This window comes from Intrasporangium sp., from assembly GCF_051961875.1.
Lineage (GTDB): Bacteria > Actinomycetota > Actinomycetes > Actinomycetales > Dermatophilaceae > Intrasporangium_A.
Map to the genome: position 1 here is coordinate 1 of NZ_JBQCCV010000274.1, position 20,814 is coordinate 20,814.

Consider the following 20,814-nt stretch of genomic DNA (forward strand, 5'->3'; position numbering starts at 1 on the left):
AATCCGAGCCACCCAGCTCGTCCGGGCGGCCACCCTCGGGGCTGTCGCCGACCGGCGGGGTCAGGCTCTTCCAGAACGCCCGCGCGGCGCCCTGCCGGTCCCGCTCGTGCCGCTGCTGCACCTGCGACGGGTACGTCTCGAGCGGCCCGCCCGGGCCCACATCAGCCCACACGCCACGACCCACCGGCCGGGCACTCGCCCGCGCCCGCGGCCCCGGCCGCCGACCCCGACCAACACCAGGCCCGCCGGCCGGGGCACTGCCGCCATGCCGGCCAGCGCCGGCACCCCGGCCGTCCCGGCCAGTGCGGCGCTTCTGCCGGCCCGCCGCAGGGGAACCGGACGCGGAATCCGAGCCACCCAGCTCGTCCGGGCGGCCACCCTCGGGGCTGTCGCCGACCGGCGGGGTCAGGCTCTTCCAGAACGCCCGGGCGGCGCCCTGCCGGTCCCGCTCGTGCCGCTGCTGCACCTGCGACATCTGCTGCCGCAACCGCTCCAGGAGCGCCGCATCGGGGACCATGACCAGAACCTCAACCCTTCCACACCGGTGTCGAAGATTTCTTCGATTCTACCCGATATGAACTGTCGAAGGGAGGTTCATCCACAGCGAATACGCTTCACCATCAGGCAGATTCGCCGATCGTGGCTCACGCCGTGGGTTCGCACCTCAACCCTAACCAAGGCCACTGACAGCGCTCCCGCCACTGCCCCCAAACCACCTTCGTGGCACCCCACCAGCGGGACGAGGCGCACGCAACCAAGCCCAGCTCAGCGGCATACCATCTGTTTGGGAAGGGCGTCAGTCGATGCGGTCGGCCGCGACGACGCCCCGCAGCACGGAACCAGCGGCGAGCCGGGCTGTCTCCTGCAGGACCGGGTCGGCAGCGTCGGTCAGCTGTCCGAGGAGATCGACCACCTGCTTGCACCGTCGGACGAAGTCACCCGCGGCGAGCTCACTGCCGCGCAGGACTTACTCGAGGCGGCGACCGCTCGCCCACCGGTGGACGGCCCAGGCGATGCCGGCGTCCGGTGCGCCGGTGCGAGGTAGGCCGAGGTCGCCCTCCGCGTCGTCGATGTCGGACCAGATGTCCACCATGCTCTCCACGGCCTCGCGCACATCCTCGGTGGGCCAGCGCGGCGCCAGGCCCGCCTCCTCCCGCCGGGGCTCGTGGATGAGGGCCGAGACGACCGCGGCCAGCCCAGCAGGGTCGAGGCGGCGCCAGACCCCCTCGCGCAGGCACTCGGCAGCCAAGAGGTCCTTCTCGGTGTAGAGATGCCGAAGCTGTTCGCCGTGCTTCGTCACGTGCTCGCCGTCGGCGTCGAGGTAGCCCATCCGGATCAGCAGCTCACAGATCCGGTCGAACGTCTTCGCGACGGTCCCGGTTCGGTTCTCGATCTTGCGCTGCAACCCCTCGGTCTCCCGCTGCAGCCGCCACCACCGCTCCGCCCATCGGGCGTGGTTCTCCCGATCGGGGCACTCGTGGCAGGGGTGCTCACGCATCCGGCGCCGCAGCTCGTCGATCCGGTCGTCCGCTGCCGAGTCGAGGACCGGCTCACCCGGCCGGGGCGGGGGGTCGTGTGGCATCGAGGCGCGCAGGGACGCGGCAAGATCGCGGCGCGCCTTCGGGTTCTTGGGGTTGAAGTGCTTGGGCACGCGCATCGACCCGAGCGGCTCGATGGGACCGGGCACGTCGTGCAGGGAGAGGCGACGCAGATGGTGGTACTCGGTCACGACGGCGGGCGAGGCGGCCTCGCCCTTGCCGCCGCGGTTGGGCAGCACGACAACCGCCAGGCCCCGGTGCCGACCCGCCGGGATCCGGATGATGTCTCCGATGCGCAGCGTCTCGAGGGAGACGGCCGCTGCCGCCTTGAGCGAGGCGGACCGCCGCTTCGCACCCTCCTTCTCGAGGTGGCGAATCTCGTTGCGGAGCGCGGCATACTCCCGGAAGTCACCGAGGTCGCACTGCATCGACTCTGCGTAGCCGGCCAGCGCCTCCTCGTTGCGCCGCACGGTCCGGACGAACCCGACGACGGCCCGGTCCGCCTGGAACTGCGCGAACGAGCTCTCAAGGATCGAGCGTGCCCGCTCGCGGCCCATGCTGCGGACGAGGTTGACCGCCATGTTGTAGGTCGGCTGGAAGCTCGACCGCAGTGGATAGGTCCGGGTGGAGGCGAGACCGCCGACCGCCTCAGGGTCGAGGTTCCGGTTCCACAGCACGACTGCGTGGCCCTCGATGTCGATGCCGCGACGTCCCGCACGACCGGTCAGCTGGGTGTACTCGGCCGGCGTGACGTCGACATGGCTCTCGCCGTTGAACTTCACGAGTCGCTCGAGGACGACCGTGCGCGCCGGCATGTTGATGCCGAGGGCCAACGTCTCGGTCGCGAAGACCGCGCGAATTCGCCCGGCGGTGAACAGCTCCTCGACGATCTCCCGGAACGTCGGCAGCATGCCCGCATGGTGCGAGGCGAAACCCCGGGAGAGCCCGTCGACGAAGTCCCAGTACCCCAGCACGCCGAGATCCTCATCGGAGAGCGCCTGGACGCGCTCCTCGACCAGGCGGCGGTTGCGCTCCCCCTCGGCCTCCGGGACGAGGCGCATCCCGCTCGCGAGCAGCTGGGCGACGGCGGCGTCACAACCGGCCCGGCTGAAGATGAAGGTGATCGCGGGGAGCAGGCCGTCACGATCGAGTCGGGTGATGACCTCGGCTCGGGTGGCTCCGCCGCCCGGTCGGCTCCCTCGCGCGAAGCCATGGGCTCCCTCACCGCCACCGGGGCCACCCACACGGCGGCCCTGGGGACCCCAGTCGTCGCGTCCCCAGCCGCGCCCCCGCCCGTTGCCCCTGGCGTGCCCACGGCCGTCACCGTCACCGCGGCCACGGCCGCGACGCGGTGGTCCCGCGGACAAGTGAGAGTCCCAGCTGCCGCGGGCTTCCACCCCGCGGATGCTCTGGAGCAGGTCCGGACTGATCCGGGCCCGCCCACCATCCCCGGTCGACTCCTCGACGAAGAGGTCGAACAGGGTCTGGCCGACCATCATGTGCTGCCACAGGGGCACCGGACGGTGCTCGGAGACGACGATCTCCGTCTCACCGCGCACCTCGCGCAGCCAGGCGCCGAACTCCTCGGCGTTCGAGACGGTGGCCGACAGGGACACCACTCGCACGTCGGGGGGCAGGTGGATGATGACCTCCTCCCACACCGCTCCCCGGAAGCGGTCGGCGAGGTAGTGCACCTCATCCATGACCACCCAGCCGAGGCCCTTCAGGGTGCGCGAGCCCGCGTACATCATGTTGCGGAGCACCTCGGTCGTCATCACGACGACCGGCGCCTCGCCGTTGATCGACGCGTCCCCGGTGAGCAGCCCCACCCGCTCCGGGCCGTAGCGGCGGACCAGGTCGTTGTACTTCTGGTTCGACAGCGCCTTGATCGGCGTCGTGTAGAAGGCCTTGCGACCCTGCTGCAGGGCAAGGTGGACCGCAAACTCCCCGACGACGGTCTTTCCCGCCCCGGTCGGCGCCGCGACGAGCACGCCGCGGTCGTCCTCGACGGCCCGGCACGCCTCGACCTGGAAGTCGTCGAGGGGGAAGTCGAGCTGTACGGCGAACTCGGCAAGCCGTGGCCACGCGGCAGGCATCATCGGGTCCTTCCCGTCGAGGTCGGTGCGACGACGTTCAGGGCGCCCGGCACGTTCTCCACCTCCAGAGGCAACGGGGCAAACGGTTCACCATCGGCCTGCGCCGGAACGCCGACCGCTTCCAGACGTACCCGCGCGGCTCGCCGGATCTCCACCCGCGGGTGGCCGACGTGTCGTCCCGAGTAGACCGACGGGAAAACGCGGAGGAACTGCGGGATGGAGATGGCGTGCAGGATGAGCACGTCGAAGAGGCCGTCGGCGGGATCCGCTTGGGGACAGATCCGCATCCCCCCGCCGAACGAGGCGGTGTTGGCGACGGCGACGAGCATCGCTCGGGTCGCGAGCCGCTCGCCGTCGCACTCGATGGCATAGGGAATCGGCCGGAAGACGGGCAGCTCGCGCAGGATCGCGAGGTTGTAGCGCATCTGGCCGTGGGGCCACGGCATACGAGCCGCCCGGGCGGTGACCACCGCGTCGAAACCGGCACCGAGGACCCCCCCGAACCAGCGCTTGCCCTCCGCGGTCTCCACCCGGCCGGCGTCCACGCGGCGCGTACGCCCCTCTTGGACGAGGCGGACGGCAGCGTCGGGGTCATGGATTGGCAGGCCGAGGTTGCGGGCGAAGTCGTTGCCGGTACCGGCCGCCACCAGGGCGAGGTTGACCGCTCGCCCGGCCGTCACGTTGATCCCGAGGTGGGCCATCCCGTCTCCACCGACGACGCACACCGTCCCCGCGCCGGCTTCGATCGCGGCCTCGGCCCGGCTCCGTGCCTCCGCCAGCGAGGACCCGCTGGCGTCGGTGACGCGGTATCCCGCCTCGCGCAGCAGCTCCAGCGTGCGCTGGCCCACGAGGCGCCCGGCTCCCTTGCCGGACGTGGGGTTGACGACGAGTGCGATGTGCTCGGCGGGCTCCTGAGACTCCGCGCGCCCGGCCTGCTCCGCCACCCCCGGGGACGACCCGGCCCCGTCGCTCGGTGCGGACGCTTCCTCGGACACAGCCGAACGCTACATGGCCGACGCTTGGTCGTCGGGGACGTCGAGCCAGTCCGGCCGGCTGGCGTCGGCGCGGCGGTCCAGGAGGGTGGAGACGCCCACCGCGGCAAAGAACAGCACACACATCGGGCCGGCAAGAATGAACATGGACCACGGATCCGGCGTCGGGGTCATCACCGCTGCGAACACGAAGATGATCATGACGGCGGGTCGCCAGGCCCGCAGCATCGCCTTCGCCGGGAGCACGCCCACGAGGTTGAGGGCCACCATGAAGACCGGCAGCAGGAAGGCGCAGCCGAAGGCGACGATGAACCGCAGCACGAAGTTGAGGTAGTCGGTGGCCTGCTGCAGGTTGTACGCCCCCGGTGGGGTGAAGCTGAGCAGGACGGCGACCATCCGGGGAATGGTGAAGAACGCCACCGCGCAGCCCGCGACGAAGAGCGGGACCGCCGCGACGACGAAGAGCCGGGCGATCCGCTTCTCCTTCTTCGTCAGTCCGGGGACGACGAACCCCCAGATCTGGCTCAGCCAGATCGGGGAGGCGAGGATGAGCCCGACGAAGAGCGACACATTGAGCTGGATCGAGAACGCATCGGTCATCCCCGAGAAGTTGATGTTGACCACGCCGCCGTGACGCTGTGACGCCAGCTCGTAGAGCGGTCGGGTCAGCGCCTGCAGGACCTGCTCGTAGAACAGCCACCCCACGACCGCGCCCGCGATGACGGCGAGGGCGGAGATGACGACCCGGTTGCGCAGCTCACGAAGGTGCTCCGCGAGCGTCATCCGGCCCTCCGGGTTACGTTTCCGGAGCAGGGGTGGCATGCGAGTTACCCGAGGTGGTCGATACGCCACTCAGAGGGTCTGGTCGCGTTGGAGACGTTCAGCCTCCGCGCGGGCCTCGGCAAGACGCGCCTCCGCCTCGGCGATCTTGTCGTCGGCGGCCTGCCGGGCGACCGAATCCGCCTGACGGTCCTCGATCCCCGTGGATGGCGTCGGCAGCGTCGTCTCGCCCTGAGGCTTGCCGTCGTTGCGCATCTCGTCGACTTCCGACTTGAAGACGCGGGCAGAACGGCCGAGGCTGCGCGCCATGTCAGGCAGCTTCTTCCAGCCGAACAGCAACACCAGCAACACCACGACGACCATGATGTGCGCGGGGCTCAGGTTGCGCAGCATGCTCGGTTGCTCCTTGGAGTTCAGGGACCCTCGTGGGTCCACGGCCTTTCCGCGGCCTCAGTCTACGTGACGCGCAGCCGGTACGTACGCTGCGTCACCCGGCCTCGTGGACAGCCGGCGGGCCCTCGTAGGCCAGCAGGGCCGACCGCGCCTCCTCGGCGATCCGTTCGGCGAGGTCGACGGGCTCGACGACGTGCGCGGAGCCACCGAGCTGGAGCATGAGGCGGCGCACGAGGGCCGGGTCGGAGACCTTCATCGTGACGACGACGGTGCCGTCGTCCCGGTGCTCGACCGACTCCGTCGGGTAGTAGTCCCCGATCCACGCGGACTCCGGCTCGGCCTCGATGACGACGGTCAGGTCGTCCTCCCCGGGCACGAAGACGTCCACGTCGAGGTTGCGGGGGCGGGCACCCTCGGGCGGTGTGCCGTCGACGTCGAGGACGAGCGCCGACTCGATCCGGTCGAGGCGGAAGAGACGGACCCCGAGGGCCCGGTGACACCATCCCTCGAGGTACCAGTGACCGTCGAGGTTGAGCACCCGCATCGGGTCGACGTCACGCTCGGTCGCCTCGTCCCGTGAGGGGACCCAGTAGGTCAGGTGGAGCCGGCGCCGCCCCGTCAGCGCCTCGCGGATCGGCTCCATCGCCGGGTGCTGCCGGCCGTCGTCGATCTCGAGGTCGAGCCGGGGCGTGTCGACCTCCAGGCTCGCGGTGCGCAGCTTGGCAAGGGTCCGCTCCACGACGTCGGGGTTGACGAGTGAGGCGACGAGCGCGTGCAGCCCGGCCGTGAGAGTGACCGCCTCGTCACGCGTGAGCCGCATCGGCTCGGCGATGTCGTCGGCGTTGGACAGGTAGATGTGCCCGTCCTCCCACTGCGCGTCGATGAGCTCGGCGTGGGTCCCGCCAGGCGTGCCACAGACGAAGAGCAGGGCGAGATCTTCCTCGATCTGCTGCTCGGTCACGCCGAACTCGTCCGCCGCCTCGGCCACCGCCACACCGGGATGCTGCAACAGCCACGGCACCATCGAGAGGAGTCGCTGGACCCGTTGCGTCGCGGTCTCCGGCACCGGTCGTCGGGTGGCCATCACTTCCTGCCTCCGTGCGCCTGGGCCGCACCGGCCAGCGCAGTGCGCACCGTCTCGACGAGCTCGTCCGGGCTCACGGCCACCGCCCCCGCGCCGAGCGCGGCGACGTCCCGCTCCGTCCGTCCGCGCACCCAGGGCACCTCCAGCTCGATCCAGTCCTCCCCCACACGGGACTCACGCAACGCCTGCCGGCGCAGGCTGTGTCCGGTGCCCCGCCGAACCCGGACGACCGCTGTGCCGCGCTCCTCCTCGCTCTCGGGTCCCCCGAGGTCGACGTCGACACCGGCATCGGGCGGCACCTCATAGGTGCCGGCCTTGCCCTTCTTGCGCACGGGTCCGACGAACCGGCTTAGCCGGAAGGCGCGCCTCTCGCCCCGGTCGACGTCGTGCGCCGCGAGGTACCACCGGCCGCGCCAGCTCTTGAGCACCCATGGCTGCACGTGGCGCGTCGAGACCGTGCCGTCGGAGCGCCGGTATTCGAAGGTGATCGGCTGCCGCGCAAGGACCGCGGCATGGACGGCGTCGAACGCCGGCTCCTTGGTCCGGATCCGCGGCTCCACGCCCGCAGGGATCGCCTCGTCGACCTCGACACCACCGAGCCGGAGCTTGCGCAGCGCCGCCGCGGCGGACCCGCTGATGCTGGCACCCGACCACGCGCGTGCCGCGAGGGCCAGGGCCACGAGCTCGTCCGCCTCGAAGGAGATCGCCGGGAGCGTTGTCTCGGACGAGTCGATCCGGTAGCCGACCTCGTCGTCGAAGAACGGGTCGAGAACGGTCGCCCGCACCTGGATGCCGAGCTCGCGCAGGTCGTCCTTGTCCCGCTCGAACATGCGGTCGAAGGCCTCCACCGACGACGCGTTGCGGTAGTCGTCGATGGACTGGCGCAGGCGCTGCTTCGACACGGGCCGGCGGGCCGACTTGAGCGCGAGGATGAGGTTGAGCAACCGCTCGGTCTTCTCGGCAGACGGCGACGCAGGGCTCATGGCGTCAACCTATCCGGTCGGTACATTCACCGCATGATTCAGTGGCGTTCCGCTGTCGTCGTGGCGACCCGCTCCAGCTGGGCAGGTGCCCGGGAGTATGCCGCCCAGCTGGCTTCCGGTGAGACGGTCCGCGCGCTCGGCTACCTCGACGTCGTCGGCGAGCTGGCACCGGGCACCCGCGTGCTGCTCAACACGACCGCGCTCGAGCGTGGCCTGGGCACGGGTGGCCTCGCCATCATCGTGGCCGCCCCCGACGACCTCCCCGAGCCGGTCCCAGACGTGCGGTCGGTGCCGGGCCACCTCGTCAAGGCGCGCTACACCCCGAGCCAGACGATGGTGCTGGGGGTCGACGAGCAGGACAGCGAGCACCACGGGGTCCTCGAGGACGCCGACGACCTCGCAGCGCTGCCGGTCGTCGTCGCCGCCCTCCACTCCGCGCTGCCGGCGCTCATCGCCGGGATCCGCGAGACCGACCCGAGCCTCCGGGTCGCCTACGTCATGACGGACGGCGGCGCCCTGCCCATCGACTTCTCCCGGACGGTGGCGGCCCTGCGCAAGGCCGGCTGGCTCGCCGCCTCGATCACCGTCGGCCAGGCGCACGGCGGCGACCTGGAGGCGGTCAACGTCCACACCGGCCTGCTCGCCGCGCGGCACGTCGTCGCCGCCGACCTCGTCGTCGTGGCCCAGGGCCCGGGCAACCTCGGCACCGGCACCCGCTGGGGGTTCTCCGGCACCTCGGCCGGAGAGGCGGTCAACGCCGCCGGCGTCCTGCGCGGCCGGCCGGTCTGTGCGCTCCGCGTCTCCCAAGCCGACCCACGCGAGAGGCACCGCGGGCTCTCGCACCACAGCTCAACGGCATACGGACGCATTGCCCTCGTGCAGGCGGACGTGCCCGTCCCGCTCCTGCCCGGCCCCGTCGGGGACCGGGTAAGGGAGCAGGCACACGCGCTGTGCGCGGGCAGTGACGGGCGGCTGACCCCGCACGAGGTGGGCTGCGACGGGCTCGGCGAAGCCCTGCGAGGGACACCGGTCCGGCTGTCGACGATGGGCCGCGGATACGACGACGACCGGGCGAGCTTCCTCGCCTCGGCCGTCGCGGGGCGGTTCGCCGCCCGACTTCTGCACAGCGACCTCGGTCGCTGACTCCTACCGGACGTCGTCGAGGTCGACGACGAAGATGAGCGTCTCCCCCGGACCGATCGCGGCACCGGCACCCCGGTCGCCGTAGGCGAGCTGCGGCGGGATGGTGAGCTTGCGCCGGCCACCGACCTTCATCCCCTGGATGCCGCGGTCCCACCCCGGGATGACCATGCCGACCCCGAGCCGGAACTCGAGCGGCTGGCCGCGCCCCCAGGAGGAGTCGAACTCCTCCCCCGTCGAGTGGGAGACGCCGACGTAGTGGGCACTCACCGTGTCGCCGGCCTTCGCCTCGGCGCCGTCACCGACAATGAGGTCCTCGATGAGGAGGTCGGTGGGCGCGTCGCCCTCCGGGAAGTCGATCTCCGGCTTGGTGCGGTTCGGGTCCAATGCCATGCTGCTCCTGCTTCCGTGGTCGGACGTCGGTCAGTAGGCGTCGAGGATGTCCACGACGAAGACCAGCGTGTCGGTACCCGAGATCTTGTCACCCATCCCCTGCGAGCCGTAGCCGTCCGCGGGCGGGATGACGAGCAGCACCCGGCTGCCGACCTTCTTGCCGACGAGCGTCTTGTCCCACCCGGGGATGACCTGGCCGACCCCGATCGGGAAGTCCGCGGGGGCGCCGCGCTGCCACGACGAGTCGAAGACGGAGCCGTCCTTCCAGAGCACGCCGTGGTACTGGGCCGTGATCGTCTGGCCCTTCTGGACCGTCGGGCCGCTCCCCTCGATCAGCGTCGCCTGTTCGGTCTTGGTCGGGGCGGCCGTCTTCGGCACGGTGACGGTCGGGGCCTGCGTCGGGCCCTTGGGAAACTCGACCTTCGGCAGGCCAGCCGGGCTCGGAGCCTGGTTGCCGGTGACCTCGGTCAGCGAGGCATGGAGGTCCTTGACGTCGGCGACGACCACGATCGTGTCGTTCGGACCGATGCCGATGTTCTGGTTGCCGGCGGTGCCGAACCCCTCGCTCGGCGGGATCGTGAAGGCGACCCGCTCACCCTTCTGCACCCCGGTCAGGCCCTTGGCGAACCCCTTGATGAGGTCGGTGCGGCCGAGGCGGAAGCCCTCGGTGGTGCGGCCCTTCTCGTAGCCGTTGTCGACGAGCTTGCCGCTCGTGCCGTTGAAGATCTGGGCCCGGATGATGACGGTGTCCTTGGTCGTCGACTCGGGGCCGCTGCCCTGGACGAGGACCTTCGAGGTGACCTCGCTCGTGGAGACGGGCTTCTTGGTGAAGTCGACCTTCGGCGCGGTCGTGAAGTCGAGCGGACCGGTGGCGGTCACGGCGTCGATCCCGACGGCACCGGGCAGCGGCGTCGAGGCCGTGCCGGTCGCCCCGCTCTGTGTCGCCGTCGAGGTCCCACCCGAGGTGGGGCTCGAGGAGCCGCACGCGGCGAGCAGGGACAGGCCGAGCGTTGCGGCGATGGCCAGCGCAGGACGGGAGAGACGCACAAGGACCTCGAGGTGCTAGGGGGCAGAGCGACGCCACTTTAACCCCCCAACGTATGAATGAGTTCCCGCGGGCCGTTCGGCTCAGAGCGGCCGGTGGCGCGGCGGCGACGACCGCTCGATCGACTCCATGAGCCGCTCGACCCGCTCGTCGACCGCACGGAACGGGTCCTTGCAGAGCACGGTGCGCTGCGCCTGGTCGTTGAGCTTGAGGTGCACCCAGTCCACGGTGAAGTCCCGGCTGTGAGCCTGCGCGGCGCGGATGAAGTCACCGCGCAGCTTGGCCCGGGTCGTCTGCGGCGGTCGCACCTTCGCCTCGAAGATCTCGACATCGCTCGCGACCCGCGCCGTCCGGCCGTGGCGCTGGAGCAGGTTGAACAGGCCGCGGCGGCGGTTGATGTCGTGGTAGGCAAGGTCGATCTGCAGCACCCGCGGGTCGGACAGCTCGAGGCCGTGCTTGGCCCGGTAGCGCTCGATCAGCTGGTGCTTGATCACCCAGTCGATCTCGGTCCCGACGGCGTCGAGGTCGCCGGCTCCGATCGCGTCGAGCGCCCGGCCCCAGAGGTCGAGGACGTGCTTGACGTCGTCGGAGACGATGCCCTCCCGGTCCACGAACTCCGCTGCCTTGTCGTGGTACTCACGCTGCATGTCGAGCGCCGACATCTCGCGGCCATTCGCCAGCCGCACGGTGGCCCGGCCGGTGATGTCGTGGCTCATCGTGCGGATCGCCCGGATCGGGTTCTCGAGCGTCAGGTCGCGCATCACGACGCCTGCCTCGATCATCCGGAGGACGAGGTCGGCGGAGCCCATCTTGAGCATGCTCGTCGTCTCGGACATGTTCGAGTCGCCCACGATGACGTGCAGGCGTCGGTACTTCTCCGCGTCGGCGTGCGGCTCGTCGCGCGTGTTGATGATCGGGCGCGAGCGCGTCGTGGCCGAGGAGACGCCCTCCCAGATGTGGTCGGCGCGCTGGCTCACCGCGAAAGTCGCGCCGTGGGGGGTCGCGACCACCTTGCCGGCGCCGCATGTGATCTGCCGGCTGATGAGGAACGGGATGAACATGTCCGACACGCGCTGGAAGTCGCCGGACCGGCTGTAGAGGTAGTTCTCGTGGCAGCCGTAGGAGTTGCCGGCCGAGTCGGTGTTGTTCTTGAAGACGTAGATCTCGCCCTCGACGCCGTCGTCCTCCAGTCGCAGCTGGGCGTCCTCGACAAGGCCCTCGAGGATCCGCTCCCCCGCCTTGTCCTGGATGACCAGTTCCCGCACCGAGTCGCACTCCGCCGTGGCGTACTCCGGGTGCGAGCCGACGTCGAGGTAGAGCCTGGCGCCGTTGCCGAGGAAGACGTTGCTCGACCGACCCCACGCGACGACCTTGCGGAAGAGGTAGCGGGCCACCTCGTCCGGCGTGAGACGGCGCTGGCCGCGAGTCGTGCAGGTGACGCCGTACTCGTTCTCGATCCCGAAGATCCGCCGGTCCATGAATCCACTCTAGGTTGCCGATCTTGGGCCCGCCGGGAACATCCTTTCCCGGCGCGGCCCCTCGTGGTCTCCTTACCCCATGACGCGCATCCTCGTCCTCGGCGGCACCTCCTGGCTCGGCGGCGCCGTCGCCCGTGTCGCGCTCCATGCCGGGCTCGAGGTCACGTGCCTCGCACGCGGGTCGAGCGGCTCGGTCCCCGAGGGCGCCCACCTGGTGCGCGGCGACCGCGACGACGAGGGTGTGTATGCCGCTCAGCTCGGATCGAGCGACTGGGACCTCGTCGTCGACCTCGCTCGCCAGCCCATCCACGCCGGCGGTGCGGTGCGAGCGCTCGGGGACCACGCCGGCGCCTGGGTGCTCGTCAGCTCCGCGTCTGTCTATGCCCGACATGACGAGCCCGGCGCCGACGAGTCGGCCGAGACCCTGCCTGCCCTCGACACGGCGTTCGCCACGCCCGAGGAGTACGGCGAGGGCAAGGTCGCCTGCGAGGGGGCGGTCCGATCGGTGCGCAGCGGCGATGCCCTCATCGTCCGGGCGGGCCTCATCGTCGGGGCGGGCGACCGCAGCGACCGGTTCGGTTACTGGCCGGGGCGGTTCGCCCTTGCCGCACAGGATGGCGGCCCGGTGCTCGTCCCCGAGCGTCGGGACCGCCACGTCCAGTGGGTCCACGTCGATGACCTGGCCACCTGGATCGTGACGGCCGGCCTCGCGGGCGTCACCGGAGTGTGCAACGCGGCCGGTCCCGCTGTGCCGCTCGACGACGTGCTCCACGCCTGCGCCCGGGCCGCGGCCTTCACCGGCGAGATCGTGACCGCATCCGACGAGGCACTGCAGTCCGCGGGGGTCGAGGAGTTCATGGGGCAGCACTCGCTCCCGCTCTGGATCGCGGATCCGGAGTGGTGCGCCTTCATGGACCGCAGCGGTGCCGCTGCAGGCCGCGCCGGTCTCACCCACCGCTCACTGGACCAGACGGTCCGGGATGCAGCGGCCTGGGAGGAGGAGCTGGGCCTCGACCGCCCGCGCCGTGGTGCCGGCCTGGACCGGGCCGACGAGCTCGCCCTGATCGACCGCCTCCGCTGACCCCGGAGGAGGCACGGGGCCGAGTGTCGCTCGCTCCGGACATCGGCGGCGCAGTTCCGTACTCCCGTCACCTCTCCGTCAGGGTGCGCCGCCGCTGAGTCGCGCGCACCACTCACCTGCCGCGCCCGCCACCCGGACCACATGCGTCGCACTGACTCAGACGCGTGCCTTCAGGCAGCCAGATCCGTCAAGACGACGCACCTGCCGATCCAACCGCCGGGGACGCGGAGGTGAGCGCCCCACCGGCCCAACGGAGCTCAGGCACTGCGCGGGGCCAGCACGGCGTAGTCCTCCCGCGTCACCGGACGGTTCTGCAGCTGCCCGCTGGCATCGGGCACGGCGACTGGCTTGTCGTCCTCGACGAGCTGCACGCCAGTGGCCAAGGTGTCCGCGGTGATCGTGAAGACGATCTGCCCAAGGGCGTTGATCTGCTCCTGCACCGGGAGTCGGTCGAAGCCGGGCGGGACCTCGATCTTGGCGATGTCTCCCCCGGTGATCGACCCACGGAGCGGCCGGACCGACGGGGGCAGGGCCGTCCTCAACCCCTGGGCGCGCTCGTCCGGCGACAGCGTGGCGGAGATCGCCGAGAGCGTGGGTTGCATGCCCGGACCGGGCGGCACGGTCCTGGTCACGCGGAACAGGTGGGAACCCTCGAGGAGGTAGACCTGCACACTGAGCGGCACGCCCTCCATGACCGTCGTCGGCACAGGGATCGCGGTCTGCGGGGGGATGCTGACGATCACCGGTTCGGTCTGCGGGCCGATACCGCAGCCGGCGAGCAGCAGGAGGCACGCGCCATACGAGAGGAGTCGGCGACAGGCCCGGCGACGGGGCCGACCCTCACGGCCGAGCAAGGGGCAGGGTGATGACAAAGCGCGCACCTCCTCCCGGACGGTCCTCGACGCCGACAGACCCGCCATGGGCGGCGACGTGCCGGCGCACGATCGCAAGGCCGAGGCCGACTCCACCGCTCGTCGCGTTGCCCGCACGGGCGAAGCGGTCGAACACCAGGGCACGGCGAGCCTCGGGCACGCCCGGCCCGCGGTCGTCGACCTGGATTCGCACGTCGTGGCCCTGGAGGCAGACGACGACGCCGACGCACCCGCCACCGTGTGCCTCTGCGTTGTTCACGAGGTTGACGATGGCCCGCTCGAGCCGCCGCTTGTCGACGGCGACCGTGACGTGCCGGGCGCTCTCGTCGACGGTGGTGAGGGGCCGTCCGGCAGCCGTGTCGGCGGCGAGCCGGACGAGCTGGCCGATCGCCGCAGGCGCGAGGACGAGCTGCTCCCCCGCGTCGTGGCGTGAGATCTCGAGCAGGTCGACCACGAGGGCCCGGAAACGTTCGAGGTCGCCTTCGAGCAGCTCGAGCGGCTCCCGCAGCTCGGGCGGCAGCCGGTTCTCCCGGTTCTTGATCACCTGCATCGAGTTCAGCATGGTCGTGAGCGGGGTGCGCAGCTCGTGCCCGACGTCGGCGGCGAAGCGGGCGTCCGCCATGACCCGGTGCTGCAGCTCGCCGACGGTCCGGTTGAACGAGAGCGCAAGTGGCGTGAGGTCGGGATCGTCCCCGATCGGCAGCCGGGCGTCGAGCTGGCCACCGGCGACCAGGGCGGCGGCTGAGTTGAGCTCGTTGAGGGGTCGCAGCGAGATGCCGCTCGCGACCCGCCCGAACGCCGCGCCGAGGAGGGTCGTGGCACCGGCGGTCGCGGCGAGGACCCACGACAGGGTCCGCAGGGTCTCCTCGGTCTCGTCGAGCGGGAAGACCTCGAAGAAGGCGTCGTCGCTTTGGGCGAGCGGGATGCCGACGGCGAGGTAGAGCCCGCCCTCCAGCCTGATCCGCTGGGTGGCAGTCTCGCCCGCGATCGCCTCAGCGATGAGCTCGTTCGGCAGGTTGGCCGGCTGCACCCGGGGCGACGTGGCGTACCAGCGTCCTCCGACGACGGCGGTCGCACCGGTCGCACCGTTGGTGGGCAGCCCGTTGAGCAGGAGGGCGACCGACTCCTGGCGCTCGACGACGCCCCTGGCGAGCAGCGAACGGTGCAGGTCGGCCTGCGCGAGCGCCGCGGACTGGCGTTCCCCGACGAGGTACTGCGACACGACCCCCCAGGCGATGAGCGACAGCAGCGCCGACAGGGCAAGTGCGAGCAGGCCGAACGCGATGGAGACCCGGTCCCGCAGGCCCAGTCCCCGGCGGCGGCTCGACCGCGCGCGAGCCCCTCGGCGTCGCACCTACCCCACCAGCCGGTAGCCGAGTCCCCTGGCCGTCACGACGTGGCGCGGGTTGGCCGGATCGCGTTCGACCTTGATCCGCAGGCGGCGGATGTGGACGTCAACGATGCGGCTGTCGCCGAAATAGCCATAGCCCCAGACCCGGTCCAGCAGGTGCTCGCGGCTGCAGATCCCCCCGTCCGCCACGGCGAGCTCGGCGATGAGGCGGAACTCCGTCCGCGTGAGGGCGAGCTCCTCGTCACCCCGGAGAACCACCCCATCGTCGAGCCCGACGCTGAGGTCGCCGAAGCGGACACGCTTGTGATGCTGGCCGACGGACGGCTCGACCCGCCGCAGCAGGGCCCGGATGCGGGCCGCCAGCTCCTTGGAGACAAGAGGCTTCGTCACATAGTCGTCGGCCCCCGCCTCGAGACCGGCGACGACGTCGTGGCTGTCCGTGCGGGCAGTCACCATGATGACGGGCACGTCGGTGTCCTTGCGGATCTCGCGGCAGACGGAGAAGCCGTCCCGATCCGGGAGCATGACGTCGAGGAGCACGACGTCGGGGGTGTGCTCCCGCACCGCCGCGAGGCACTGGGAACCGTCCGCGGCCTCGGTGACATGAAAGCCCTCGTCCTCGAGCGCCATCCGCAGCACGCGGCGCACCCTGGAGTCGTCCTCGACGAGGAGCAGCTGGCGGGTCACACCCCACATTCTGCTCTCTTTGCTGGACATGCGCTGAGTACCGGCTGGATCGCGAGCCGTCATATCGCTGTCACATTCGGGCCCGCTGTGTGACAGGGACATGACACTCGGATGACAGGTCGGCGCAGAGCTCGGTCGGTGCCCCAGTGCGTGCCTAGCGTGACAGCCGCAAGACCGGAAACCGGGCGATCCGGGTCCGGAGTCGGTTCCACGAGACGTAGTCTCGAAGGAGAGTGACATGACAACCAGGACAAGACGGGTCGCACTCGTCGCTGCCGCCTCGACGCTGAGCCTCATCGGCTTGGCGGCGTGCGGCGGGTCGCCCAGCAGCTCGAGCGGTGGGCCGACGGGCGGTGCCGGGGGCACCGGCCAGGCGGTGAAGGGCGGCACGCTCAACATGCTCGGGTCGGGCGACGTCGACTACATGGACCCGAACATCACCTACTACAGCATCGGCTACCTGGCCAACAGGATCTGGAGCCGGCAGCTGTTCACCTACCCCGCCATCGACGGCCAGACGACGAAGGCTGTGCCCGACATCGCCGAGTCGATCCCCACGACGGGCAACGGCCTCAGCTCCGACGGCATGACCTACACCATCAAGATCCGCAACGGGGTCAAGTGGGACACCTCGCCGGCGCGGCAGGTGACGGCAGCGGACTTCGTGCGCGGCATCAAGCGCACCTGCAACCCGGTCCAGCCCTTCGGTGGACTCCCCGACTACGAGGACCTCATCAAGGGCATGACGCAGTTCTGTGACGGCTTTGCGAAGATCACGGACAAGTCCGCGAAGGGCGTCGCCGACTACATGGACAAGACCGACCTGCCGGGCGTCGTCGCCAAGGACGACACCACCCTGCAGTTCACCCTGCTGCACCCGGCCGCCTACTTCGTCGACATGTTGACGCTGCCGGCGTTCTCGGCGGCCCCGAAGGAGTACGACCAGTACCTGCCGGCGAGCCCAGAGCTCGGACAGCACACGATCTCCGACGGGCCGTACAAGATCGACAGCTACAGCCCGACGAAGAACATCACCTTCTCGCGCAACCCGGCTTGGGACGGCGCGAGCGACCCGGTCCGCAAGGCCTACGTCGACAAGATCATCATCAACGAGACCGTCACGCAGGACTCGACGCAGCAGCAGCTGCAGACCGGTAGCGCCAGCGCGGACATGGAGTTCGACAACTTCCCGCCGCCCTCGCAGCTGCCGGCCCTCATCGCCAAGAAGGACCCGAACCTCAACATCGGTCCCTCGGCGTCGAGCAACCCGTACATCGTGTTCAACACGGCCTCGCCGAACAACAACAAGGCGATGGGCAACGTCAAGCTGCGCCAGGCCCTGTCCTACGCGCTCAACCGCAGCAACATCATCCAGGTGCTCGGTGGGCCAAATCTCAACGACGCCCTCAGCCACGTCCTGCCCTCCAACATCGTCGGCGGCGAGCAGAACTTCGACCTCTACCCGTACGACGTGAACAAGGCCAAGCAGATGCTTGCCGCGGCCGGGTTCCCCAACGGGCTGACGCTGAAGATGCTCTACCGGAACTCTTCCGAGGGCAGCAGCAAGACCTTCCAGACGGCCCAGCAGGACCTGTCGAAGGCCGGCATCAAGGTCGAGGGCGTGCCCTCGCCGAACGCCGACTTCTACACCAAGTACCTGCAGGTTCCCTCGGTCGCCCAGCGCGGCGTCTGGGACCTGGCCGTCGCAGGCTGGGGCGCTGACTGGTACGGCAACGCGGCGCTGTCGTTCTTCAACCCGCTGTTCTCCGGCTCGCCGTCGTTCCCGCCGGTCGGCAGCAACTTCGGGCTCTACAACAACCCGACGACGAACGCGGCGATCACGAAGGCTGCGAACGCCAAGACGGAAGACGAGGCGCGGACCCTCTGGGCCGCGGCCGACAAGCAGGTCATGTCGGACGCCCCGTTCTTCCCGATCACCAACCCGAAGCAGGCCAACTACCACGCTTCGCAGGTGCACAACGCCGTCTACGTCCCGGCGATGCAGAACTTCGACCCGACGAACGTCTGGCTGTCCCCGGACAAGCAGGGCGGCTGACCGGAAGGAAGGGCACGATGGCTCTACTTGAGGTGAGGGACCTGCGGGTTGCCTTCAACACCCCGGACGGAGTCGTCGAGGCCGTGCGCGGACTCTCCTTCGATGTCGAGCGTGGCACCACGCTCGCCATCGTCGGAGAGTCCGGCTCCGGCAAGAGCGTCGCGACGCAGACGATCACCGGCCTGACGAGGGGTGCCCGGATCTCCGGCTCCGCCAAGTTCGACGGCACCGAGCTCATCGGGGCCTCGACGAAGGTGCTGCAGAAGTTCCGGGGCAACCGGATCGGGATGATCTTCCAGGATCCGCTGTCGAGCCTGCACCCCTACTACAAGGTGGGGTGGCAGATCGTCGAGATGATCAGGGCGCACGACCACCGGATCTCCACGGCGGCCGCGCGGCAGCGCGCGGCCCACCTGCTCTCCCTCGTGGGCATCCCACGGGCGGAGAGCCGGATCGACGACTACCCACACCAGTTCTCCGGCGGGATGCGCCAGCGCGTCATGATCGCCATGGCGATGGCCCTCGACCCGGACCTGCTGATCGCGGACGAGCCCACCACGGCGCTCGACGTGACCGTGCAGGCCCAGGTGCTCGAGGTGATGCGCAACCTGCAGGAGCAGTACGGCACCGCGATCATCCTGATCACCCATGACCTCGGTGTCGTCGCCGAGATGTCCGACGAGGTCGTCGTCATGTATGCCGGCGCGGTCATGGAGAAGGGCGCTCGGCGGACCATCTTCTACGACCATCATCACCCGTACACGGAGGGACTGCTCGCGTCCCTGCCTGCTCAGGGCGACATCGGCGCCCGGCTCACGCCGATCGCGGGAGCCCCGCCCTCGCTCATCTCGCTGCCGGCCGGCTGCCCCTTCGCTCCCCGGTGTCGCTATGCGTTCGACCTGTGCTGGAAGGAGACGCCCCCCTTGGCCGAGGTCTTCGACGACCCGAGCCACCTGTCTTCGTGCTGGCTCTCGAGCAACCGTGAGATGCGCCAGGTCGACCGGGAGCAGGCGGACAAGACCCATGCCGAGGCCGAGGTGTCCGAGTCGGAGGAGTGGTCCGCATGACCGACCCACTGCTGCGCGTCGAGGACGTCGTCAAGACGTTCCCCGTCCGCTCCTCGAGTCTCTTTGCCCGGGAGCACAACGTCGTCCACGCCGTCGACGGCGTCAGCCTCGAGGTCATGCCCGGTGAGACGGTCGGCCTCGTGGGCGAGACGGGGTGCGGCAAGTCGACCCTGGCGCGCTGCATCGCCCGCCTGTATCCCCTCACGTCGGGGACGGTGTGGTTCGACGGGAGGGACATCAGCAACCTCTCGCGCGGAGACCTGCGACCCGTGCGGCGCGACATCCAGGTGATCTTCCAGGACCCGTACGGCTCGCTCAACCCGCGGCGCCGGGTCGGCGCGATCATCGGCGACCCGTTCACCATCCACGGGATCGGGTCGCGCAGGGAGATCAAGACCAAGGTCCAGGACCTGATGGAGACCGTCGGGCTCAACCCTGAGCACTACAACCGGTTCCCTGCCGAGTTCTCCGGCGGGCAGCGCCAGCGCATCGGCGTCGCCCGTGCGCTGGCCCTCCGGCCGAAGCTCGTCATCTGCGACGAGCCCGTGTCGGCCCTCGACGTCTCCATCCAGGCGCAGATCATCAACCTCCTCATCGACCTTCAGGACGAGTTCGGGCTCACCTACGTATTCATCTCGCACGACCTGTCCGTCGTCCGCCACGTCAGCGACCGGATCGCCGTCATGTACCTCGGCAAGATCGTGGAGGTCTCCGCCGCGGGCGACCTGTTCGGGACGACCCGGCACCCCTACAGCAGAGCCTTGCTGTCCGCGCTGCCGCTGCCCGACCCGGACGTCGCGGACAGTCGCGAGCGGATCGTCCTCGCCGGCGACCTGCCGTCCCCGACGAATCCGCCGAGCGGCTGCCGCTTCCATACGCGGTGCCCGAAGGCGCAGCATGACTGTGTGGTGACTGACCCGCCACTGGCGCCGGTCTTCGACGACCCGCCCAGCCACCGCACCGCGTGCCTGCACCCCCTCGCGGTCGGGGAGGACCTCGCGCTCGCGGTCCCCAACATCAGGGACTCCGAGATCACTGCCGAGGACACCACAGACGGCGGTGCGCCGCTCACCGAGAGGAGCTGACCCCAGATGGCGAACTCGCTGCCCGGCGACACGCCGCGCACGGAGGAGACGGACGCCGTCCTCACCCGTGAGGAGCAGACTACCCAGACCCGGCCGGTGGACCTGAAACGGATCGAGGGACGCAGCCCCTGGCTGCTCGCCTGGCAACGCCTCCGCCGGGACAAGGTGGCAATGATCTCGCTCGCCGTCATCATCCTGGTTCTCCTCATGGCGATCTTCGCGCCCCTCGCGACGACCATCACGGGCCACCCGGTCAACGAGCAGTACCGCCAGATCGGGCTGACCCCCGACGGCCTGCCGAGGGGCCCCAACGGGACGTTCTGGCTCGGCACGGACGACCTGGGCCGGGACATCTTCGTGCGCATCGCGTATGGCGCCCGCATCTCCCTGCTCGTCGGAGTGGTCGCGACCGCACTGACCGTCGTCATCGGGGTGATCGTCGGCCTCGCCGCAGGGTTCCTCGGCGGCATCGTCGACACGATCCTCGCCCGCCTCGTCGACGTGATCCTCTCCGTGCCGTTCCTGCTCGTGGCGGTCGCCCTCGTCTCGATTACCGGACCGAGCCTGCTGGTGACGATCCTCGTCATCGGCTTCTTCAGCTGGGCGTCCGTCGCGAGGATCGTGCGCGGGCAGGTGCTGTCTCTGCGCGAACGCGAGTTCGTGGAGGCGGCGCGCTCGCTCGGCGCCACCAAC

Annotated in this window: 17 protein-coding genes and 2 pseudogenes; 6 read left to right on the plus strand and 13 right to left on the minus strand. The window is 70.1% G+C overall.

Annotated elements, in window-relative coordinates; translation table 11 throughout:
* The 7 genes and pseudogenes from ACTHJJ_RS16835 to ACTHJJ_RS16865 all read right to left on the minus strand — a co-directional run.
* Nucleotides 1-517 (minus strand): annotated as a pseudogene (locus ACTHJJ_RS16835) (hypothetical protein); the annotation flags it as partial.
* A gap of 279 nt (nucleotides 518-796) precedes the next feature.
* A pseudogene (locus ACTHJJ_RS16840) lies at nucleotides 797-3,634 on the minus strand (DEAD/DEAH box helicase).
* On the minus strand, nucleotides 3,634-4,629 hold the full coding sequence (locus tag ACTHJJ_RS16845; protein WP_440304100.1) for a diacylglycerol/lipid kinase family protein: 996 nt from the start codon (nucleotides 4,627-4,629) through the stop codon (nucleotides 3,634-3,636). The pseudogene ACTHJJ_RS16840 and the gene ACTHJJ_RS16845 overlap by 1 nt, the downstream one beginning before the upstream one ends.
* A 9-nt stretch (nucleotides 4,630-4,638) precedes the next feature.
* The gene (gene tatC, locus ACTHJJ_RS16850) at nucleotides 4,639-5,409 is read right to left on the minus strand and encodes a twin-arginine translocase subunit TatC (RefSeq protein WP_440304101.1); all 771 of its coding nucleotides are present in this window, start codon (nucleotides 5,407-5,409) and stop codon (nucleotides 4,639-4,641) included.
* 69 nt (nucleotides 5,410-5,478) lie between these two features.
* The gene (tatA, locus tag ACTHJJ_RS16855; protein ID WP_440304102.1) at nucleotides 5,479-5,799 is read right to left on the minus strand and encodes a Sec-independent protein translocase subunit TatA; all 321 of its coding nucleotides are present in this window, start codon (nucleotides 5,797-5,799) and stop codon (nucleotides 5,479-5,481) included.
* Nucleotides 5,800-5,893: 94 nt separating this feature from the next.
* The gene (locus ACTHJJ_RS16860; RefSeq protein ID WP_440304103.1) at nucleotides 5,894-6,883 is read right to left on the minus strand and encodes a helix-turn-helix transcriptional regulator; all 990 of its coding nucleotides are present in this window, start codon (nucleotides 6,881-6,883) and stop codon (nucleotides 5,894-5,896) included.
* Complete coding sequence (locus tag ACTHJJ_RS16865; RefSeq protein ID WP_440304104.1) at nucleotides 6,883-7,866, minus strand: helix-turn-helix transcriptional regulator; 984 nt, start codon at nucleotides 7,864-7,866, stop codon at nucleotides 6,883-6,885. Before ACTHJJ_RS16865 ends, ACTHJJ_RS16860 begins: the two co-directional genes overlap by 1 nt.
* Before the next feature lie 33 nt (nucleotides 7,867-7,899).
* Here ACTHJJ_RS16865 and ACTHJJ_RS16870 point away from each other — a divergent pair, with 33 nt between their 5' ends.
* Entirely contained in the window at nucleotides 7,900-9,009 is a 1,110-nt protein-coding gene (locus ACTHJJ_RS16870) for a DUF3866 family protein (RefSeq protein ID WP_440304105.1), read from the plus strand.
* A 3-nt stretch (nucleotides 9,010-9,012) separates the two neighbouring features.
* Here the strand turns inward: ACTHJJ_RS16870 and ACTHJJ_RS16875 are convergent, their stop codons facing one another.
* The 3 genes from ACTHJJ_RS16875 to pafA form a co-directional block, all read right to left on the minus strand.
* On the minus strand, nucleotides 9,013-9,399 hold the full coding sequence (locus ACTHJJ_RS16875; RefSeq protein WP_440304106.1) for an FKBP-type peptidyl-prolyl cis-trans isomerase: 387 nt from the start codon (nucleotides 9,397-9,399) through the stop codon (nucleotides 9,013-9,015).
* A gap of 30 nt (nucleotides 9,400-9,429) precedes the next feature.
* On the minus strand, nucleotides 9,430-10,446 hold the full coding sequence (locus tag ACTHJJ_RS16880; protein ID WP_440304107.1) for an FKBP-type peptidyl-prolyl cis-trans isomerase: 1,017 nt from the start codon (nucleotides 10,444-10,446) through the stop codon (nucleotides 9,430-9,432).
* Nucleotides 10,447-10,527: 81 nt separating this feature from the next.
* Nucleotides 10,528-11,922 (minus strand): Pup--protein ligase, encoded by a 1,395-nt coding sequence (gene pafA / locus ACTHJJ_RS16885; protein WP_440304108.1) that lies wholly within the window; start codon nucleotides 11,920-11,922, stop codon nucleotides 10,528-10,530.
* A gap of 79 nt (nucleotides 11,923-12,001) precedes the next feature.
* Here pafA and ACTHJJ_RS16890 point away from each other — a divergent pair, with 79 nt between their 5' ends.
* Nucleotides 12,002-13,003: an NAD-dependent epimerase/dehydratase family protein gene (locus ACTHJJ_RS16890; RefSeq protein ID WP_440304109.1), complete on the plus strand. Its 1,002-nt coding sequence runs from the start codon at nucleotides 12,002-12,004 to the stop codon at nucleotides 13,001-13,003.
* Nucleotides 13,004-13,260: 257 nt separating this feature from the next.
* Here ACTHJJ_RS16890 and ACTHJJ_RS16895 read toward each other — a convergent pair whose 3' ends face one another.
* The 3 genes from ACTHJJ_RS16895 to ACTHJJ_RS16905 all read right to left on the minus strand — a co-directional run bounded on the left by ACTHJJ_RS16895 (nucleotide 13,261) and on the right by ACTHJJ_RS16905 (nucleotide 15,913).
* Nucleotides 13,261-13,746 (minus strand): GerMN domain-containing protein, encoded by a 486-nt coding sequence (locus ACTHJJ_RS16895; RefSeq protein WP_440304110.1) that lies wholly within the window; start codon nucleotides 13,744-13,746, stop codon nucleotides 13,261-13,263.
* 97 nt (nucleotides 13,747-13,843) lie between these two features.
* Nucleotides 13,844-15,229 (minus strand): ATP-binding protein, encoded by a 1,386-nt coding sequence (locus ACTHJJ_RS16900; protein WP_440304111.1) that lies wholly within the window; start codon nucleotides 15,227-15,229, stop codon nucleotides 13,844-13,846.
* The gene (locus ACTHJJ_RS16905) at nucleotides 15,230-15,913 is read right to left on the minus strand and encodes a response regulator (protein WP_440304112.1); all 684 of its coding nucleotides are present in this window, start codon (nucleotides 15,911-15,913) and stop codon (nucleotides 15,230-15,232) included.
* Between the two features lie 238 nt (nucleotides 15,914-16,151).
* Between ACTHJJ_RS16905 and ACTHJJ_RS16910 the strand changes: the two genes are divergently transcribed.
* The 4 genes from ACTHJJ_RS16910 to ACTHJJ_RS16925 form a co-directional block, all read left to right on the plus strand.
* Complete coding sequence (locus ACTHJJ_RS16910; protein ID WP_440304113.1) at nucleotides 16,152-17,969, plus strand: ABC transporter substrate-binding protein; 1,818 nt, start codon at nucleotides 16,152-16,154, stop codon at nucleotides 17,967-17,969.
* Nucleotides 17,970-17,986: 17 nt separating this feature from the next.
* The gene (locus ACTHJJ_RS16915) at nucleotides 17,987-19,036 is read left to right on the plus strand and encodes an ABC transporter ATP-binding protein (protein WP_440304114.1); all 1,050 of its coding nucleotides are present in this window, start codon (nucleotides 17,987-17,989) and stop codon (nucleotides 19,034-19,036) included.
* Nucleotides 19,033-20,121, plus strand: a complete 1,089-nt coding sequence (locus ACTHJJ_RS16920) for an ABC transporter ATP-binding protein (RefSeq protein ID WP_440304115.1) — start codon at nucleotides 19,033-19,035, stop codon at nucleotides 20,119-20,121. The genes ACTHJJ_RS16915 and ACTHJJ_RS16920 overlap by 4 nt, the downstream gene beginning before the upstream one ends.
* A 6-nt stretch (nucleotides 20,122-20,127) precedes the next feature.
* On the plus strand, nucleotides 20,128-20,814 hold a 687-nt coding region (locus ACTHJJ_RS16925), incomplete at its 3' end, for an ABC transporter permease (RefSeq protein WP_440304116.1).

Coding starts and splice junctions, on each gene's coding strand:
- tatC (WP_440304101.1), bottom strand. CDS start 5,409: ATGACGCTCGCGGAGCACCTTCGTGAGCTGCGCAACCGGGTCGTCATC.
- pafA (WP_440304108.1), bottom strand. CDS start 11,922: ATGGACCGGCGGATCTTCGGGATCGAGAACGAGTACGGCGTCACCTGC.
- ACTHJJ_RS16910 (WP_440304113.1), top strand. CDS start 16,152: ATGACAACCAGGACAAGACGGGTCGCACTCGTCGCTGCCGCCTCGACG.
- ACTHJJ_RS16870 (WP_440304105.1), top strand. CDS start 7,900: ATGATTCAGTGGCGTTCCGCTGTCGTCGTGGCGACCCGCTCCAGCTGG.
- tatA (WP_440304102.1), bottom strand. CDS start 5,799: ATGCTGCGCAACCTGAGCCCCGCGCACATCATGGTCGTCGTGGTGTTG.
- ACTHJJ_RS16865 (WP_440304104.1), bottom strand. CDS start 7,866: ATGAGCCCTGCGTCGCCGTCTGCCGAGAAGACCGAGCGGTTGCTCAAC.
- ACTHJJ_RS16890 (WP_440304109.1), top strand. CDS start 12,002: ATGACGCGCATCCTCGTCCTCGGCGGCACCTCCTGGCTCGGCGGCGCC.
- ACTHJJ_RS16920 (WP_440304115.1), top strand. CDS start 19,033: ATGACCGACCCACTGCTGCGCGTCGAGGACGTCGTCAAGACGTTCCCC.
- ACTHJJ_RS16915 (WP_440304114.1), top strand. CDS start 17,987: ATGGCTCTACTTGAGGTGAGGGACCTGCGGGTTGCCTTCAACACCCCG.
- ACTHJJ_RS16860 (WP_440304103.1), bottom strand. CDS start 6,883: ATGGCCACCCGACGACCGGTGCCGGAGACCGCGACGCAACGGGTCCAG.
- ACTHJJ_RS16875 (WP_440304106.1), bottom strand. CDS start 9,399: ATGGCATTGGACCCGAACCGCACCAAGCCGGAGATCGACTTCCCGGAG.